The sequence below is a fragment of the Sphingobacterium thermophilum genome, assembly GCF_039541675.1.
In the GTDB taxonomy this organism is placed as follows: domain Bacteria; phylum Bacteroidota; class Bacteroidia; order Sphingobacteriales; family Sphingobacteriaceae; genus Sphingobacterium; species Sphingobacterium thermophilum.
The window spans coordinates 1-20,680 of the sequence record NZ_BAABGR010000006.1; the positions used below are offsets into that span (position 1 = coordinate 1).

General features: G+C 41.8%; 13 protein-coding genes. All 13 read left to right on the plus strand.

Going from position 1 to position 20,680, the window contains the following annotated elements; genetic code table 11:
• Nucleotides 1–471 precede the first annotated feature (471 nt).
• From ABD873_RS02115 to ABD873_RS02175, 13 genes are read left to right on the plus strand one after another with little or no spacing between them, the layout of a single operon-like run.
• Nucleotides 472–2,019 (plus strand): TonB-dependent receptor plug domain-containing protein, encoded by a 1,548-nt coding sequence (locus tag ABD873_RS02115; RefSeq protein WP_345064002.1) that lies wholly within the window; start codon nt 472–474, stop codon nt 2,017–2,019.
• Nucleotides 2,020–2,049: 30 nt separating this feature from the next.
• Nucleotides 2,050–3,423, plus strand: a complete 1,374-nt coding sequence (locus ABD873_RS02120) for a SusC/RagA family TonB-linked outer membrane protein (RefSeq protein ID WP_345064005.1) — start codon at nt 2,050–2,052, stop codon at nt 3,421–3,423.
• Between the two features lie 16 nt (nt 3,424–3,439).
• Nucleotides 3,440–4,960, plus strand: a complete 1,521-nt coding sequence (locus tag ABD873_RS02125; protein ID WP_345064008.1) for a RagB/SusD family nutrient uptake outer membrane protein — start codon at nt 3,440–3,442, stop codon at nt 4,958–4,960.
• Between the two features lie 13 nt (nt 4,961–4,973).
• Nucleotides 4,974–5,642 carry a hypothetical protein gene (locus tag ABD873_RS02130; protein ID WP_345064011.1) on the plus strand — a complete coding sequence of 223 codons (669 nt, stop codon included), beginning with the start codon at nt 4,974–4,976 and terminating at the stop codon, nt 5,640–5,642.
• 7 nt (nt 5,643–5,649) lie between these two features.
• Nucleotides 5,650–6,687, plus strand: a complete 1,038-nt coding sequence (locus ABD873_RS02135) for a DUF5007 domain-containing protein (protein WP_345064014.1) — start codon at nt 5,650–5,652, stop codon at nt 6,685–6,687.
• Between the two features lie 15 nt (nt 6,688–6,702).
• A complete protein-coding gene (locus tag ABD873_RS02140) occupies nt 6,703–9,840 on the plus strand; it encodes a SusC/RagA family TonB-linked outer membrane protein (RefSeq protein WP_345064017.1) in 3,138 nt (1,045 codons plus the stop codon).
• Nucleotides 9,841–9,851: 11 nt separating this feature from the next.
• Complete coding sequence (locus ABD873_RS02145; RefSeq protein WP_039054361.1) at nt 9,852–11,384, plus strand: RagB/SusD family nutrient uptake outer membrane protein; 1,533 nt, start codon at nt 9,852–9,854, stop codon at nt 11,382–11,384.
• Between the two features lie 13 nt (nt 11,385–11,397).
• On the plus strand, nt 11,398–12,108 hold the full coding sequence (locus ABD873_RS02150; protein ID WP_345064022.1) for a fasciclin domain-containing protein: 711 nt from the start codon (nt 11,398–11,400) through the stop codon (nt 12,106–12,108).
• A gap of 14 nt (nt 12,109–12,122) precedes the next feature.
• Complete coding sequence (locus ABD873_RS02155) at nt 12,123–13,709, plus strand: DUF5008 domain-containing protein (protein WP_345064025.1); 1,587 nt, start codon at nt 12,123–12,125, stop codon at nt 13,707–13,709.
• A gap of 18 nt (nt 13,710–13,727) precedes the next feature.
• Nucleotides 13,728–15,455, plus strand: a complete 1,728-nt coding sequence (locus ABD873_RS02160; protein ID WP_345064028.1) for a LamG-like jellyroll fold domain-containing protein — start codon at nt 13,728–13,730, stop codon at nt 15,453–15,455.
• Nucleotides 15,456–15,465: 10 nt separating this feature from the next.
• Entirely contained in the window at nt 15,466–17,490 is a 2,025-nt protein-coding gene (locus ABD873_RS02165; protein ID WP_345064031.1) for a M60 family metallopeptidase, read from the plus strand.
• 15 nt (nt 17,491–17,505) lie between these two features.
• Nucleotides 17,506–19,296, plus strand: a complete 1,791-nt coding sequence (locus tag ABD873_RS02170; protein ID WP_345064034.1) for an alkaline phosphatase family protein — start codon at nt 17,506–17,508, stop codon at nt 19,294–19,296.
• A 7-nt stretch (nt 19,297–19,303) separates the two neighbouring features.
• Nucleotides 19,304–20,539, plus strand: a complete 1,236-nt coding sequence (locus ABD873_RS02175; protein WP_345064037.1) for a hypothetical protein — start codon at nt 19,304–19,306, stop codon at nt 20,537–20,539.
• Nucleotides 20,540–20,680 lie beyond the last annotated feature (141 nt).

A 20,680-nucleotide genomic window follows, 5' to 3' on the forward strand; every position in this document is an offset into this window, starting at 1 on the left:
GGTGGGAGAGTAGGTCGGTGCCTACCCTTATTAAACAAAGAAAAGCCTTATCCATATCGATAAGGCTTTTCTTGTTTTACAACGCTTCCTAGATATATCCTATTATTTCCCTGCTTAACATATTAGGATTGTGCTTTTCTTTTACTGATAAAGTAAGTTCTTTCTCCGATTTTATAAACCACCAGGAGTTAAATTTTTTCTTTTTATTTCCATTTTTATGGATTTATAATAAATCCGGCTTCTATATACTAGCTTAGACTCAGATTCTTTTTCGGTCTGTATAAATCCTTATGTTACAAAGTGATACTGATACTGAGGGTATCGAGATTACGAAATTGATTGCGTAAAGTTGTGCAAACGATTTCGTGAAATGAGGCCTTCTTTTATGCTGTAGTAATCTTTATTTTCAGAAAATAATTGAAAATAATACGTCAGCTAATTTAACCAATTTCTAATCCTAAAAAGTACAGTATGATAAGGAAATTTCTCGTACTAGTATCTATACTTTTGTACAATGACATTGCATTGTCATATCCTAATGTTTCTAGGGAATGGAAATCCGGGGAACGATTGGTTTTGCTGCCCGATACAAGCCGTGAGAAGGATCTTACAGCCGAGGAGCTAGCCAATTTCAGAAATCTTAGGAAGTCCATAAGTTCAGTAGATACTATTGATCTCAAGAAGGTGAATGTCAAGCCTTTCACCAATCTATCGGAATTTTTCAAAGGCCAGGTCAGCGGTGTATATGTACAGCAGCCTTCTGGCGAAACCGGTTCCTATCAGAATATCATTGTTCGTGGTGCCGGCTCAACATTATTCAGCAATGCTGATATAAATCAAGTAAGACCTACTGTATTTGTAAATGGTGTTCCTATGGTTACCAATCATAGTTTTGCCTATGAGGCTCAGCTTTACAAATACAACCGTATCGGTCCTGAGACAGACTTTTTAAATTTTGTTGATATCAGTGCTATTGAGAGCATTGAGGTGGTTAAAGATCCGGCTAGACTTGCTGCACTGGGACCATTGGCAGCTAATGGAGCTATCTTGATAACCACTTTTGGAGGAAAGTCAGGGGACAGGGAGATCTCGGTAAATAGTTATTACGGGATTAATACAAAACCTTCGGTGACACCTGTTAACGCTCATTATGAGAATCTATTCAGACAGCCTTTTTATGCTTTGTATAATAATACGGTGGCTGCCCGTCAATTGTACCCAGGTTATCTGGCGGATTCCACCAATATGAATTATTACGGTGCGGCGAAATGGATAGATGAATATTATCGAAATTCTTCATTATACTCTGTAGATTTTAGTATAAGAGGAGGAAGTGAGCGTGCTAATTTCGGTTTTGTGGGGTCCCACACAAGAGGAAGTTCGACGGCTGATAATAATCAGTTTAATCGCTATAATGCTTTGCTGAACATTAACATGTTACCATTCCAATGGTTCACGGTCTCTGCCTTTGTGAATGCTACCCGTACAGACCGTAACAGAAATACCAGCTTAAGAGATAGATATGCTGAGATCGGTTACCTTCCGGATTTATCTACCCCGCTGTCTCCTAACTTGGAACAATACCGTAATTATCTTGCAATGTATGACCGTGCAGTGAATGATAACATCACTAACAGCATACAGGGCAATATATCCTTGTCTTTTGACATTTTGAAAAATCTGACTTATACTTCTTCTTTCTTAATAGACTATTCTGAAGGAATCCGTGATGTGTTCTATCCTTCAGAGCTGATGGAAACGACCAATTATATTTCGAATTATTATGGTTATTCGCAGCGTTATGCTTTTGTCAATAATTTGAAGTATAGCCATCAGTTTAATGCGAAGCAGGCTCTTTCTTTCCATGGGGGGATTCAATATTTGGATGATTTATATAGGTTCCACTATGCTAAAGCATTCGATGGTCCTAATGATTTTATTAAACTGAATGTAGTATCTGGCAACTCAGGTAGTGCTCAGTATTTGGAACCGCAGGCAGGATTGAAGGTTCACCGATGAATTAATACGGAGATAAACCGTCTGTTTTCGGTGTATGGAAAATTAGGGTATGATTATGCAGGCATTTGGAATGTAGATGCTGTATTGCGTTGGGATGGCTCTTCGTCGATACAACCTGACGCTCGATGGCTATTTACACCTTCTGCCAGTGTTAAATGGAATCTTGGAAAACAGCTTTCGTGGGATGATGAATTTTCTATCAAGTTGTCTGCAGGACGTGTAGGCCAAATCAATTATGACAGCCGATTTGCTGTAGGACCTCAATACTATTCTAACCTGATTTGGGCGGGAGAGTCCAATGTTCTTTCATTTTATGGCAATGCGGCTTCATCAAGACCGTATAACCGCGGATGGGTCGGCTACGGGCTTGAATGGGCGTATGTTGATCAGTATGAGGTTAATTTCTATAAGTCGTTTATAAAGAACAGAGTCACCACTAATCTTTCTTTTTATCAACGTGACAATAAAAACCAGATTGTGTTGGTTCCGGTACCGGAAGAGTATGGATATGTGGGTGAGTTTAAGAATGGTCTAGCGATTCGCAATAGAGGGATTGACTTAGATTTTATGGCAAGGGTCGTAGATAAGCCGGAGAATTTCAGCTGGACGACAAACGTCAATCTGAATATAAATAGAAACGAGGTTACGGCACTTCCTAACAAGCTGAACCAGCTTGTGATAGGAGACCGCTTGTTGGAGGTAGGGAAGGCTGCTGATGCTTTTTGGCTTTATCAGAATGAAGGCATCTTCAAGAGTGATGCCGAAGTACCTGTGTCGGGCGGCGTGAAGTTAAATTTTGATGGCATCCCTTTTCAATATGGAGATCCAAGATGGAGGGACCAGAACAATGACTCCCAAATTACAGAACTGGATAAGATTGTAATTGGAAATGCCTTGCCTAAGGTGTTCGGTGGATTCAACAACCGTTTCAGCTATAAGAATATTGATCTTAGTATAGATTTATATTTTGCCCTAGGACAGAAGGCTATCAATGAACGTGCTGCAAACAAATATAACTTCATCAACAACGAATCCAATAACAGCATATCTTCCATTCGAGAGATTTTCCACTGGCAGCAGGATGTTGACATCAGCAAATATCCGTTGTACAATGTGTGGAGTAGTATAAATCCATATCGCGTAGATCAGGATCTTTTCTTGGAAGATGCGTCTTTCCTGAAGATACGAGGTGTGACTTTGGGCTATAGTCTTACCAAAGCCACATTTTTGGAAAGGGTGAAAACGTTGCGTAGAGCATATATTTATGCTACGGTAAACAATCTGTACACTTTCTCGAAATTTTCTGGAAGAGACCCTGAGCTGGTGAACTTCAATGGATACTATAATGGATATGGTATGCCACTGACACCGACTTATACCTTAGGATTTAAGTTAGACCTATAATTATTACTAGCCAATTATGAAGAAGATATTCAATATAATTACCATACTAGTAGGGGCTATGGTATTGCATAGTATAACGGTATCCTGCGATGATAAGTTGGCTGAGCCGAGTGGCGAAGTAGCTTCGGAAACATTACAGTGGACGAGTATTTCGGATACCAAGTCTGCCCTTATGGGCCTCTACAGTTTGTTGCGTACAGCGTTGGTGGAAAACAATTCTCATTGGATTTATGGGGAGTTGCGTCACGGCGATTTTATTTTCTACAATCGCTCGGACCTCAGTGCTGTGAACGCTAATAATCTGAAGGCCTCTTTTCCTTTGATTAAGAATCTTTCGAATTGGAGAAGATTCTATGCAGTAATTAATGCTGCATCTATCTTTATCGAGAGAGCTCCGGAGGTGCGAGAGAGAGATTCGCGCTATACCGAGCAAAATCTAAAGATGGATATTGCCCAAGCGCGTGCTATACGGGCTTTCGCCTATTTCTACATGACCCGTATTTGGGGAGACGTACCTTTGATAACTAAATCTTTTGACGATGGTTCATTCGAACATCGTCCGAAAACCGATAGTCAGACTGTACTTAATTTTGCAGAGAGTGAGCTGCTTACTGCAGTAGTAGACTTGCCTTATACCTACGGAACTTCGACGGTGTTGTATTACGGCCAGACCAACAGCTATTGGAGAAAAGCCCTGTTTAATAAGCTTACAGCGTATGTTGTGCTAGCCCATATTGCTGCATGGCAGGGCAAATATATTAATGTAGATACCTATACACAGTTTATTCTGAACAACTATACCAATATTTCTATAGACTATATTACCAATATTGGTAACCTCACCGGTTTATCGGGTATATTTTCGAATAATTACAGCGGTGGACAGTTGTTATCTATTCCTGCACCGTATATGTATGGGGAGGCCACAGCAACGGGACATATTGAAGAGCTTACGTTGGCTGAGCCGCTTATCACTAAACAGCGTCCGGATATATATGTACCGAAAGATAGTATTGTCAAAATTTTTGACGATATCAACGATACCCGCTTTGGTATAGATACTATTTCCGGATTGACAAGAACTAATTACTTCACCAACTACAGTGGGGAGATTCCGATTTTCAGTAAGATTAAAATTATTAGGGATGGTGTGTCGGATGGTGCTTATGGTGTCTTTGGTTCTAATCTTATTTTCACGCGTCTTGAAGAGATAGCTTTGTTACGAGCTGAAGCTCTAGCTGTACTTGGATCTCGTGATGATGCTATTACTATGCTCAACAGGGTGAAGATAAATCGTGGTGTACGTACCTATTCTATAGCCTCTACTACTCCGTTGATAGATGAGATTTTCAATGAGCGAAGAAGAGAGCTTATGGGAGAAGGATGGAGATGGTACGATCAGGTGCGCCTCAACAAACTGAAAAATGTTAATCCTGAGATTGTTAGGCTCATCGAACAAGGAGGAATTTACTGGCCAATCTCTACGGAGGTGTTGAACAAAAATACGGCCATAGAACAGAATGATTATTGGAAATAAAGTCTTCATCGGTATGAAAACACTATCAAAAATCATATTGCCAATCTTGATTTGGCTGAACATAAGCTGTGATAAAGGAGACATGTATTATTACGATTATAATACGGAAACTCCGCAATATGACGGCACGATTTACGATTATATCAAATCTCAACCGGGAGTGTATGATTCCTTGCTCCTAGTTCTGGACCGTCTGCCGGATCTTAGAGCCAAGTTGCAGCATCCGGATTCTACATATACCTTGTTTGCGGTGACCAATAGAAGCTTTGACATCGCTTTGGAAGCCTTAAATACCACCCGTGCTATCACGGGAAGACCGAGTCTATATCTCGAAGATGTAGGTTTGATAGATCTGGACTCTATGATGAACCGCTATGTCATCAACGATGCTTACGATACGGAACAGTTAAAGCCTTTTATCGACGGACAGGTGGTATTCAGCACGAAACACAATTACAGAATGCATATACAATATAGAGTGCTGAATGCTTCGGGTATGGTAGGAGGAGGACAGCAGCAGTTGATTTTCAGTGATACAAACAATTCCATTTTCCAGAGATATTGGCAACGCGTGAACACTACCGTGGTAAACGTGAAAACGAAGAATGGTATTATCCACATTCTTTCGACAGGACATGACTTTGGATTCGGAAAGTTTACAAGTAAATATTCTTCACAGTAATTAAACCATGAAAGTCGTGAAAAAGGGAACATTCTATCTATCTATCCTCTTTGGATTGGCGAGCTGCTTTTCGTGTAAATCCTTTATTCCGGAAAGTTTGGACGCTTTAGGGGATGATATTAATTATATGGTTAAGGAGTTTACCCCAACATTGGGACGCAAGACTCTTTATGAAAAAGCGGTGAACGTTGGAAATTCTTCGACCTTGCCGCTAGAATTTAAAATCATCAACGTACGTACTGTCGAAGGAGATCCTGCTACAGAACTTACGGACAAGTTTCCCGTGAAAGTATGGAAAGCCAGCTACACGGGAGAGGAAAAATCCTTGGAAGAGATTGAAGCTAAACGTGAAATAGAGTACCATTCCATTTTGGAGATAGGTAAGAATTCTGGAGACATTATGTTTTGGGATTTCGGCAACTCCAACTGGATACGTACACAGCCGGATTCCTGCTATGTTTTTGATGTGGAAATAGCTAATTCGGGAGGTCGTCGTTATGCACGTAACCTTCGTCTTAAGCCTTATAAGGAAAGACCTTACGAGCCCTCTCAGTACAATTATGAGACAGGCTTGGCTACAAGGGCTGCCTTGACACCTTCTCAGGTGTCCAACCTTTATGGCGAAAGAACGGGAGATTTAATTTTCCCATCGGACATAGATGTGTTTGTGTTCAGACATTATGACAATACGGCGGCAACGAAGACACTGACCATAAGTGTGTTGGATTCCATGAACAATTATATTGATATCCAAAAGTTTAAGATTACGGATTGGAAAAATATGCTTCATGGTTTTAACCAACGCTTTGAAAATAAGAAAGCTGTATACGACGTTGCGTATCCTATACCTTTGATCACTTATCCTACCAGATACACGACGGCTGATGGCTCAAGAGCACGTATTGCTCTGAAGTTTAACCGTCTAGGCTTTGCAGGTCTTTTGCAGGAGTGTATGTTGGGATTTGATTTTGCTATCTATGAGGAAGGACATTGGGAAATACAGTTTCGCTTTAGGAAAGAGACCCCAAAATTTGATAACGACTAGCCAAATATGAACCGTATGAAAAAAGTTAAGTTTATATTATTCCTGTTAAACTTCCTTGTGGTTTATGCTTTTGTGCAAGAAGTACAGATCACCGGTGAAGTGAGAAGTTTCTCAGGCAGTCTATTGCATGGGGTGACAATCATTAACAATTCGAATAAAAAGGTCCTTGGAGCAACCAACCAGCAAGGACAGTTTAATATAAGAGTAAATGTAAATACCAAGCTGCTCTTCCGTGCTGTGGGGTACAACAATCTTTACGTGGATGTCGTTGCCGGCAAGACACGTTATAATGTCGTGTTGGAGGAAGCAGCAATGGAGATTGAAGAGACCGTGGTGGTGGGATACCAAGCCCGCAAGCGGGAGACACTGACCGGTTCTGCCGTAACCATCAGTGGCAAAGAAATCCAGGATGTACCTGTAGCCAACTTTACGGACTTATTACAAGGTAAAGTGGCGGGAATGAACGTACAGCTGAACAATGGTACGCCAGGTATGCGTGGTTCGGTGGCTATACGCGGTATTTCGACGTTGAATGTTCAAGGATCTGGAGATGATGCTTTCTTGACGCCAACCTCGCCGTTGTATGTAATCGATGGTGTGCCAATCGATGAAGGAACCAACTATGAGTATGGATTCCAAACGGCAGGACCCGGTATCAGTCCTATAGCCATGATTCCTGTGGAAGATATCGAAGATATCACCGTATTGAAAGACGCGCAGGCTACAGCTTTATATGGATCTAAAGGTGCTTATGGTGTTATTTTGGTGACCACCAAAAGAGGAAAATCTAAAGTACCTATTGTTCAGTATGTAGGACAGACTTTCCTTAACACGCCACCCAATCTGAGAAAAGTGTTGGGAGGAGTTTTGGAACGTCGCTCACGCGTAAATCAGATTTTGCAGAACGACACGTCCTATAATGCGGCATTACAGCTTATTAATAATACACCAATGCTAGCAGACTCTTTGAATCCATATTATAATAACTCTACGGACTGGCAATCTTATTTCTATCGTACTACGCTTAATACTTCCCATTCGGTGAATATATCGGGAGGGGATAATACATTTAACTATAAGATTGCCCCGAGTTACTATAATGAGCGAGGTATTTTGGAAAATACGGGCTTCACACGTTATTCTGTGCCGATGAATATGCAATACCGACCTAGTGATCGCTATCGTATGTTTGTAAACTTAAGTCCTTCTTTAGCGAAGAACAGCACAGGAAGTGGTAATGCCTTCAGACAGAGCGGTGTCGCCAATTCGGCCAACTCCAGTTCACTGTTGCCGCCGCCATCCCTCTTTTCTGGAAGTATGGATGCCTTGGCTGCCTTGAGTATGAAGAATGACAACAAAACAGGAAATTTAAATTCTCAACTGGAGATGGAATATTCTCCATTCAAGGGCTTTAAAGTATTTACGACCTTGAGTTATAACTTCAAAATAGCTAACCAAAACCGCTTCCTTCCTGAAGCCCTCAACTCAAATATGACAGAAGTGTATTCGTACAACGATAGGTTGAACACCTTATACAACAGAAATATGCTTTCTTATACTACAGATTTTGGGGGCAAACATATTTTGAGTGGTTATGTGTTCAATGAAGCTGAAGTGAGTAAGTTTCAGGCTGATGTTATGCAGCTTACAGGTACACCTAACGATCAGTTCACTTCGGGGTTAGGATATGCTACCTCTTTGGCGTTGGGAGGTACTCTCCAAGGGTTATATGAGAAAAGAACCTTAGGTTATGCAGGAAATATCACGTATAACTATGACTCTAAATATATTGTTGAGTTTTCATACCGTCTGGACGGTACTTCTACTACGGGCTCTGCCAACCCATGGTCACAGCTTCCCTCGGTAGGAGCTCGTTGGAACTTCAAAAATGAAGGTTTTTTCGATAGCTGGGAATTTTTGGATTTCGGTATGATCCGTGGTAGTTGGGGAAAGAACATTGTGCCGTCAGGAAGTATTTATGATGTATATGGTAAATATACTTCTGACCCGCAGACGTATAACAACCAGCCGTCGGTGACGTTGGATATGACCAGTATCCCTAATATAGAATTACTTCCACAGACCACTACCATGCTGAATTTAGCTTTAGAGTTCGGTTTCAAAAATGGTCTTTCCTTTACATATGAAAACTACTATAAGCAGTCTGACCAGATTTTAAGAACGAAAAGTATAGCTAATATCAATGCCTTTGGTAATGTAAATACCAATGAGACTTCTTTGGTTAATATGGGACATGAGTTTATCATCACGTACCGACCAAGAAAAAAAGGAGACTTCAGCTATTCATTCAATCTTAATGGAGCCTTCAATAGGGATTATGCTGCGGCACTGCCAGATAATGTACGCCAGCTGTTGGTGGCAGACAATTCGGTTTATAGACAGTCCATCCTTTATCGTTTGGGAATCAACTCCCTTTCTAATGTGCTTTTACACTATCGAGGCGTGTATGAGTCGGACGATCAGGTGCCGGTGAATCCATTGACAGGTTTACGCTACCGTGTGGGAGGATCTTTTGCGGAGGAGCGCTTCTTCAAAGCGGGAGACCCTATCTGGACGGATTTGAACGGAGACTATATCTTGGATGAAAACGACTTAGTGATAGTAGGTAATTCACAGCCTGTATTCACAGGAGGTTTTAATGCCTTCTTCCAATATAAGAACTGGTCGTTGAACTCGCAGTTCTTCATGACTTTCAAAAGAGACGTGTTGAACAATGCTTTGGCCGATCGCTTAAGAAACTATAGCAGTCCTACGGGTACGGGAGCATTGGTTCCTATTACCGACCTAGATGTATGGACGACGGAAAATACAAAGTCATATTATCCTAATGTTTACGACTTCCGCAGATATGGCTATATCGATCCTTTCCGTTACGATCAGACGTTATTCCAGGAAGACGGATCTTATTTCAAGTTTACTACAGCAACATTGGCGTACAATTTTGACCGAGACTTCATCCGTAAGGCGTTGGGAATCACATCAGCCAGACTCTACATTTCGGCCAATAATATTTTTACGATCAGCAACTATTCTGGTCCGGATCCCGAATTGGTGTCTGCTTTAGGGCGTGACTCTTCGGCAGGATATCCTAACAGAAGAAGTTATACATTGGGTATTAATGTTCAATTCTAACACCTAGAGACATGAAGAAATCAATTATAGGCCTATTCATATTTATCAGTTTGTTGTTCTTTTCTTGTGGAAAAGACTTCTTAAACGTATCGCCTAAAGATAACTTGACCGGTAACAATTACTGGAAATCGGCAGAAGATGTGGACAAATTCCTTGTGGGGATATATAAGACTTTCCGTCTGGCGACAATGGGGACACCGATAGGAGGTTCTGCCAACCATCGTATTTTCTTTCCCGCTACGGGAGATTTTCGCTGTGCGCCTATCATGCGTACGTCGCAGTCTTCGGGAGCTTCTCGTGACTACCTGACACATCTGCGCAATAACAATATCAATGCATTATTTTCTTCGGACTACAGCTTCTTTGGATTTACCGCTATTCCTAAATGGAATGACTTCTTCAAGATGGTACAGTCGGCGAATATAGTTTTCTTTGAAGTAGATAATATGGAAGAAGGACTGATTTCTCCGGCTGCGAAAGCACGCTATAAGGCAGAAGCTGTGTTTCTGAGAAATCTGGCCTATTTCTTTATGGTTAGATTATATGGAGATGTGCCTTACTATACGGAAGCATATCACAGCAAAGCTATAGGTCGCACCAATATGATTACGGTGCTGAAAAATTGCCTTGCAGATATGCAGGAACATTATCAGAATCTTCCTTGGACCTATGATGACCCTTCACTTATCGGAAACAGAGCAATGCGTGGGGCTGCTATCGTGCTGATGATGCATATGAACATGTGGATTGCAGGTTTCACTGTGGAAGATAAAGCCCCTTATTATAATGCGGTAGTGGAATTGGGAAATGAGATCCGCTTCCAAAATGATAATGCTTATGAGTTGCTTCCTCTTGAGCGTACCAAAGAAATCTTCAAAGGACGTACCAAGGAAGGTCTATTTGAAATTGTCCAAAGCTTAAACTATGGAGAGACGTTCTCCATCTCGGCTCCTTATTCAGACTATTTCTTGAGATATCCGAATAAGAACGTGGCTATCCAGCGATCATACCTTTATTATGAGCGCAACTTCATGGAAGAACTATATCCACTTGGGGTTCAGGATAAGAGAAAAGAGTTTTGGTACGATGAGCATATTTACGATACCTCAGGACTTATGCAGTGTCTTAAATTCTTAAACGTTTTCAATGAAGAAGGAGAGGACTACAATCCTGACGACAATCAAATTGTTTTTCGTTATGTGGATGCTATCCTTCTTCAGGCGGAAGCCTTGGCCGAATTGGATAGAGATGCGGAGGCTCGTGAAGTAATCAATATAGTACGGGCCCGGGCGGAGGCGCCGCTGGCTGTCTCACAGACAGGGGATGAGCTGAAAGACTTTATCTGGTGGGAACGCGTACGTGAGCTTATCGGAGAAGGTCATTTCTATTATGACCTGGTGAGAACAAGAAAGGTTATCAACAGCAAATATACTTCTGCCGCTATGTCCGTAGAGGCATTCAACAAGGGGGGGTGGACATGGCCAATAGATCCGTCAGCCTTGAACAACAATCCGTATATGACATTAAACACGTATTGGAACTAAAACTTTGAAGCCGATGAAAAGACTATTCAACATAAAATTATTGTTCCTAGCTTTTATGAGTATAGGGATTGCTATGTCCTCATGCAAGCAGGACTACTATATGGATGGAGGGGTGCACAATCCTAATTATGATGGGACGATATTGCAGTTTTTGAAAAGCCGTCCTGAGCTGTTCGATACGCTGGTGAAGATTATCGACATGTCGGAGTATGCTTCTCTTCTTAATGATCCTAATGCTAAGGTAACTTTCTTCGCACCGACGAACCAAAGTATTATCAAAAGCATGGGCGTACTTAATCGCCAACTGTATTCTAATGGACATGATACTTTGCTGGACGTTCGTCAGGTGTCGCCAGCAGTATGGAATAAGTATTTAGCACGATATATTTTCAATGACAAATATCTATTGAAGGATTTCCCACAGATAGACACCAACAATATGTTGGCTTACCCGGGTCAGGGCTATCTATCCATAAAAGGAGATCCTATCAATATAGGAACCTTTTATAACGATGTGATAACCCGTAATAATGCCGGTGTAGAACAGATCGTTAAATATGCCGGATATCGTCAGATTGTCGTAGCATATTCTAATCCTGTGGCTACTTCCGACATTCAACCTGTCAATGGGGCAGTTCATGTGTTACAATTCCAAAAACACAGCTTCGGATTTAGCTCTTTCGATTTTGCGACAGACGCTATTAATTATGGTTTTACATACTAACCTGAGAAGAAATTATGCGTGAGATATTCGGTAAAATAATAGCAGCCTTATTAATCTTCCTTTCAGTAGTAGGCTGTCAGAAAAAAGAAGAAGTGGGCGTAAACCCGTATGAGGGAGGCAAGGAGCCTTTCGGCATACTGTTTACTGCCAATCGTACAGACCCTGAGATTGCAGCCCCGGGAGAGGTAGTTCGGGTAAATGTGAAAGGACTGAAAAAATACGAAAATAAATTTGATATACGTCTCAACGATGTCTCCACCGAAGTAGTGGCACTTACGGACTCTACTATTGATATCCGTATGCCGGCCCAGGTAAGTTCAGGCATAGTCACCGTAATCCTAGATGGTCAGATATTTTATGGACCTCGTATAGGCGTGGAAGGTAAGGTGGCTGTGGATACGGACTATAAAATTGTGAACGGTTTTGATATGGGACTTCGTCAGATTATGCCACATTCCGGCGGACATATCGTGGTAGGTAGCTTCACCAATTTTGAAAACGAGAAGTCGGGAAATACTTATAGAACAGGTATCCATCATATTACCAGCCTTGGGCAATCATCAACGTCGATGGATTTCAGACGAAGAGCAAACGGCCCTATTAGTTCCATAGCCCGACTTCCGAACGGTAAATTTATTGTAGGAGGTTCGCTTACCACATTTTCGGCACGTGCCGTGGGAGGTATAGCAAGGCTGAATGCTAATGGTAGTTTGGATACTACTGTGGTAGCAGTGATCAACCCTAATGCGGATACCAAGCCGTTGGACGGTCTGGATACTGTATCTTCTTTCAATGCAGGATTTTCAGGAGGGATGGTCAGCTATGTCTTTGAAACTCCTGACAACGGTGTGATTGTAGTGGGTAGCTTTACTTCCTATTGGAAAATAGACTATGCGTATTCTTCCCGAGTAAATCGCTATTATATCAATACGAAAGTTAAAAATGTAGCTAGACTTAAGGAGGACGGCACTTTGGATTCTACTTTTAACGTGAACAATACCGGCTTTAACGGATTTGTGAATGGTGCAGTGAAGCTCAACGACGGACGTATAGTGATTGCGGGGACCTTCACCAACTATAACGGCAAAGCCGTAAATAATATAGTATGCTTGAAGCCTAATGGAGAAGTCGATGAAGACTTCCTTTCGCACGGAGGCACAAACCTGCCTATACAATCTGTGACATACAACTCTACACTAAATAAGTTAGCCATTGCTGGAACATTCAAAACCTTTGGCAGTGTACCGACGAATGGTGTGGTGTTGTTGAATGCAGATGGAAGTGTAGATCAAAATTTTGTGCTAGGCGATATGGATGGTGAGTTCCCTAACTACGCCTATATCCTCAACAGTGGAAAAGTCTTTGTAACGGGATCTTTCTCTAAATATAATGGAATAAATCGAGGTGGCGTATTGATTTTAGAAGCCGATGGTACTGCAAAACAGGAATACAACAACCTAGGTAGTTTCAGAGGAACACCTACTACGCTAGTGGAAACCACTTCTTCCTTAGGAAATCCTGCCATACTGCTTGGAGGTACGATATACGAAGTGGGAGGCAAAAATGTGGGACATATTGTTAAAATAGAAATCAAGAACTAACCGATAAACCTAAGTGGTATGAAAATAAAGACATTCATAAGCATAGTTTACCGAACTTTTCTGCCTATGGCGGTACTGAGTATGGCGTTAAGTTCGTGTAATAAAGAGTTTCCAAATATTCTGAAAAGCTTTTCGGAACAACCTAACTATTCTACAGGTTCGTCAAAGGTGCTTTATGTCATTGCTGACGGCATCAGAGGAAAAGCACTTCAACAACTGGAATTGCCTAATCTGAAAATCATTAGCCGAAACGCTTTACACTCTTACGGCTCGTTGGGAGATTATGAAGATATACAATTTACAAAAGAAATCGGCTTGGCTAACCTGATGACGGGGGTAACATCCACTAAACACAAAGTGGTAGATAATAGCCTGTCGCAGATCGACCAAACAAGCTATCCTTCACTTCTCAAGCGTATAAAAAGCGAAAAAAATCTGCATACGGCAGCATTTTCTACTAATGAAGAATTCTACAATGTGGTGTTGAAAGATGCTGACACGGGAAGTTTAGCTATATCTGATGCAGATATCTTAACCAAAACGAAAGAAGAAATCAGCAAAGGAACCTCCGATCTTATTGTTTCCCATTTTTCAGAACCTTACATCGTAGGGTTGCAACATTCTTTTGAAGCGGACGATCAAGAATATCTTGAAGCATTACGTGCTTTCGATACAGCATTGGGGGAGCTTATAGAAACCATTAAGCAGAGACCTACCTACGGACAGGAAAATTGGCTGGTGGTCATCACTTCCAGTATAGGAGGGCCAGCAGAAAATTCGCAGGTAGACAATACTTCTTATGGTGATAATGAGAGAAATACGATAACCTTTTTCTATAATCCTAAATTCTCCCGTAGCTTGCTGACACGTCCTAATTCTACCGAGATTCCGTATGATGGAAGTGCGATACGTTACACCTATGGTTCGCCGGCGGTGAATGCAACTTTGCAGGATGCCTCTTCCTTCAATTTCGACACTTCGGACGATTTTACTATAGTATTTTTCTTCAAGTCAAATATTACGAGCAGCCACAACTATCCTATCATCTTATCCAAACGTGATGTAGGCTTTTCCGGAAACGGCTGGAACTTATTCCTCGAAGTGCGAGATGGAGATAATAAAGTGGGCTGGAACAGCAATATAAGCAGCCAAGTTTTCGGTACCAAACGCGTAAACGATGGAGAATGGCATAGCATAGCCGTAGTCGTTAGCCGTTCCGGCAATGCGGATTCGGTGAAGATGTTTACCGATGGGGAGCTGAATGCTTTCAATACGGCAAATCAAAGCTCACTCGCCAATAATGCGCCACTGGTGATAGGAAAGAAAGCAGGGGATGGTAATACCTCTCCGGACTTTTTGTTGAGCAATTTGCAGATCTACAATACGGCTTTCAGCAACAAAGAAGTTGCAGAATTGGCCGGCATCACCCATGTCGATGCAACCCACCCTAAGTACACCAATCTTTTAGGCTATTGGCCGGGATATGAGGATGCAGGGACCGGAAAGCTTAGTGACATGTCGGGCAACAACCACCATATGGTGCTTAGTGGTCCTTACAACTGGGTGACATTTAGTGACGTGGTGTCGTATTTCCAGCCGCCAATAAGAGACTCTTTCTACAGAATGGTGCCTAACGCGGTGGATGTACCTTTCTTCATCTATCAATGGTTTGGTATTATCCCCAAAGAAAGCTGGGGATTAGAAGGTAAAAGCTGGACACCAACCTTATTAGTATCTACATATTAAAGAGAAGGTTATGAAAAGAACTTATAGAAATATATTTATTCTGGCTGCTACGTTGATGGCGTTGGCATCATGTGGCAAATACGGGTACGACTTCCAAGACGGACACAATATCGGGGATAAGGATCCTTCACCTATAGAGACGGACACAACCATGTATGTGGCCGACAAAAGCCTGTACCATAGAGCGCGCATTTATCCGGGATTAGTTGGAGACAATGTGCCAAGGATTGCGGATACGGTAATAAATTTTGATATGGATTACGTGTATGTCTCCTCTGCTGATCTGAAAGTGAGTGTGGTACCTCAACCTATTTTCAGTACAGGACTTTATGCTCCGGCAGGAGAGAATATAAAAATTACCGTGCCTGAAGGGGTATTGGGACTTACGGTACAGATCGGTGTACATACGGACAACCTATCGGGAAAAGATCCTTTGCGTCGTGATCCTGTAATCTTCACGAAGAAAGAACTTTTTCCAGGGGTCAATTATGTGAAAAATCTCTATGGAGGAACAATATGGATAATAACCAATATTTCACGTCAGAATCCGGTAACCTTGCGTTTTGCAGGTGCTGTACGCTCTCCAGACTTTATTTTGGGACAGACAAACGTGAACGAATGGATTAAAGAGGTTGAAAATACGCAGGTTCCTTGGGTAGAGGCCCGTTCTAGACGAGTGATTTTTTCCATTCCGAGAAATCTTATTTTGAGTTATAAGAATGATGCACTGAACATCGAAGGGGCATTACAAGAATGGAATGAAATATACGAAAAGGATTTCTATGATTGGATGGGACTGGTAGCTAATACTACGGATTTGAAAAACCGCTATCCGGATCTTCCGGAACGCGCTGTATTGGATATACAACCCTCTGTAGGATATGCTCACAATGGTAATCCATGGGTAGCGCAAGCCGATAGACACTGGTTTCGTATGATGGTAGACCACAACTATATTCTTAATCCGGATAATCTGCCGGAAGTGAGCTGGGGTGCTTTCCATGAGCTGGGCCACAACTATCAGCAGGGGAATACCTGGAGTTGGTCAGGGTTAGGAGAGACAACAAACAACCTATTTGTCTGGAAGGCTGCCAATCGTCTGAATCGATTAGCTATCGCGAACCATCCGGCCATTCCTGATGCTTTTGAACAGGGATTGCAATATGCTGCTAAGACAACAGGAAAAAATATTGTAACAGATTCGGAGATGACAACAGGTAATCATCCGTTTATCAAAATATTGCTTTTCCTGCAAATCTTTAATAAGGCTGTGGGTAAAAATGGAGAGTCGGGATGGGAATTTATGCCATTCATCTATTCGAAAGCTAGGAATACGAACTATTCTTTTACGTTAGATGAAGCTAAGCGAGACTTCTTCTACCGCGCTTTGTGTGAGTTTACAGGCAAAGATTATAGAAGGTTTTGTAAAGCTTGGGGTATACAGATAAGTACTTTGGCACGTCAGGAAATGTCAGCTCTATACCCGCCATTGGATAAAGCCATATGGACCTATAATCCATTGACAAATAGCGGAGGGGAGGATGTTATCATCCCTAAAGAAGATATTGATGTATCAGAATGGACAATTGTAGCAAAGTCTACAGAAGAGCCTACAGGAGAGGGTGCTAACAATGGACAGGCAATCCGTTTGATTGATGGCGACGTTAACACGTTCTGGCATTCGCAATGGGCTGCAGCGACAGCATCCTTGCCGCATTCCATTACTTTCGGGTTAAAATCCAACGAAATCGTTAAGGGCTTCTACCTAGTGCCAAGGCAAAACAGCAGTGGACAACGTCCGCGTTCGGTCGAAATTCAAATCAGTAAAGACAATGTAAATTACACCACATTGACACAAGATGATCTGGAAGAAGGTTATTCTTTCACCATGGCTAATACGGCCGATAGAAAAGAGTTTCGCTTGAAGCAAAGCCAAGAAATACGTTATGTACGTATCTTCTTCAGAGAAAATAATCATAGTGGCAACTCGCATCATGCCTTAGCAGAGTTTGGAGCTTTTTATGACGTAGACTAATTATTACCAAGCATTATGAAAAGAAAATTTTTAAATATCATACCTCTTCTGTTGCTTACCCTAGCAATTGTAGGTTGTACGAAATATTTCAATCCTGAACCTGTTTTTGAGGAATATGAACAGGAAGAGGAGAAAAGTATAGAGAGGAAGGTACTGTTTATTTCTGTGGACGGATTGGTAGGGAGAGAGCTGCAGAAGAAAATTCCAACGAATATCGGTGAGCTCATGAAGACAGGAAAATATTCTTTTGAGGCACTTACCGATAATAATACATCGGATCCGGCAAGCTGGACAACGATGATGACAGGATATAATTCGGACCGTCACAGTATCTTGGATGAGAGCTTTCTGCCACAGCCCAATTCTACCAATCCGCATGGTGACGCCACTTTTGTACCTAGTGTAATATATAGGTTGAAGCAGGTAGAACGTTCGACGAAGGCTTCTGTCGTTGTACAGGACGAAGGGTTGGCTAATATCCTGTTGATGGATGCCGATGACAATGTAATTGCAGATTCGGATGTAAAGACAAAAGAAGAGAGCATAAAGCTCTTGAGTAAGGAAAATGTCGCCGATTTAGTAATCGTTCAATTTAAAGATGTCCTTCGTGCAGGAAAGGAGGAAGGTTTTGACATGTCGATGGCTGCCTATGCTGATGCTGTAGAGCGTGTTGATGGATACATTGGAGAGCTTGTTGAGACCATTAAAAAGAGAGAAGATGCAGATTACGAGGAATGGCTTATCATTGTCACTTCCAGCCATGGAGGTGTGGAAAACAGCTATGGTGGCGGTTCCTTCGCCGAGCGCAATGTATTTTCATTGTACTCCTATAAATATTTCCAGCCGCAAGAGCTTAAAGCAGAAACAATGGAGTACGTGTTCTTGAATGGTTATTTCCCAGGGACATATACCCATTACGATGGGGTAGCTACGCGTACTTTTACGGAGATGGGAGTACGTGCCCAGTCGCCTGCCGGCTCAGCAAGCGACATGTTCAACGCCAACTCGACTCCTACAGGCTCCATCTCTTATGATTTTAAATATAGGCTACATCAGGATAACGTATGGGCCGGGTTAAGCTTTACGGGAGGCTATACATTCTGGTACAACTACTTTATGGGTAAGGACGCCGCCTCTAACAGTGCCAATGCCGGCTGGCACCTCTATGGATACAATGCCAACTTACGTTTAAGATTTCAAGATGGTTCTACTACCCAAGAGTTAGAGTTTACGCGTGGTACGGATGGCAGCTGGCATCATTATACTTTCGTTTTTGAGAAAGTTACCAATACCAGTACCAATGTCTCTGTATATCTTGATGGGGGACGTGTGGCATCACAGGTAATCCCTATGGGGGTAGATGCTTTTGCTAACGCTGAACCGCTTACTTTGGGATTCAATACTCAGGTGACAAATCTAGGATATACTCATATGGACTTGGCGGATTTCAGAGTATGGAACAGAGCGCTTACAGATACTGAAGCTCGCAACATTCCGTGTATGCGAAATATTGACCCATCAAATCCGCTGTACAGCAGTCTTATAGCACACTATCGCGACATGAATTCGACAACATGGTTCAATGCATTGGACAATGGTACGCCGGATTTGACATTTTCTAATACACCTCTCATCAATGTTAGTGGAAACTATACTCCTTGTGAGCGTCCAAGTGATGAAGTGTTTGTACAGAACCTGGATATCGTCCCACAGATATTTTATTGGTTAGGCGTAAAAACTCAAGACACTTGGGGATTGCAGGGAGAGGTGTTTCTATCACGTTTTGAATTGGAATTTTTGAAATAGTACAACGATGAAAAAGAATAACAATATATATAAGATTCTGGCTCTATCTTTCTTTGTGTTGTCCCTCATGATGGGATGTAAGGAAAATGAGCTTGTTTTCCCTGAGCAGATTCCTGCAGATGAAATAGAGGTAACCGAAAGAGGTCCGGTAAAGCAGAATGGCTTCACCGTCATTACCATAGATGATGAGAAAGTAAAGTTTGATCTTAGTACTGTGGATGTGGAAACCGTAGAATCCATATTCTTCTCACACAACCGCGCAGGCGTCCAAGAGGTGACAGAGGTGAAGAACTTTCAGGAGCTTTACATCATAGAAAACCTGCCAGTAGGAATGCCGACGGCTATAGAGGTATGGGCAAAAGGTAAAAATGGTCTTGAGTCCAAGAAATATACTTATAGTGTCAGTCCTCTGCCTTATCCGGCGAGAGGGTTAGCTAACAATATCTCTATAGAGGGGGGAATAAAGAGTGTGGTATTCTTTATGCTAAACCTTTCTCGGGCTAATGCTACTTTGTATTATAAAATCGATGATGCGGCAACCTTTACTGAAGTGGATATGCCAACCCCAACGCCGGGAGTGAATTTTGAGGTGAAGGGCCTTGCGCCAGGACTGCATACGGTAAGCTATTACGTAGCAGATGAAAATGGTGGCCAGTCTGAGATCAAAACAGCACAGATTGATGTTTTAGAGCCTCCATTGATAAATTATAATACGGCGGAGCTGCGTGCAGGATGGACTCCTTACGCTTCGAACTCCAACTCTCTACAAGAAGGACCTCCAACCTTTATGCTCGACGCCAATCCAAATACTATATGGCATACGCAATGGTTGACCACGATAACTTCGAATCACAGACCGGACCAGAAATATCCGTTTACGTTGATTTTCACATTCACCGAAACTCGCGCAGCTTCCCCAAGTGGACTTTATGATGAGGAATTTCTAAAAAATCCGGCAGGACCGTATAAACCAATCCTTATCAAAGAAGTTACACTGCTGCACCGCGCCGTAAATAATTATCGTGTGAAAGACATTGAGCTATATGGTATCAAAGAAGATGGAACAGAAGTAAAGCTCGGAGATTACACACTGTCCAATACACAACAGAAAAATGTGATATCCCTAGCTGATAATGAGACATTCTTCAAAGCGGTTAAGATTATCTGTCTAACCACTTTCCATCCTACGGATCAGTTCGCCAATTTCAATGAAATCTTTATAAAGGGATATGAGGTTTATTAAATTCTGAACTTGCACTCTACATAATATAGTTTTACATTTTAATTTTCTGTAATTGCAAAAGGCCTTTGAATGAAGGTCTTTTCTTTTTTGGAAGGCCGATAGGTAAAATATGTCAGCCATTAATCATAATGATGTTTTATT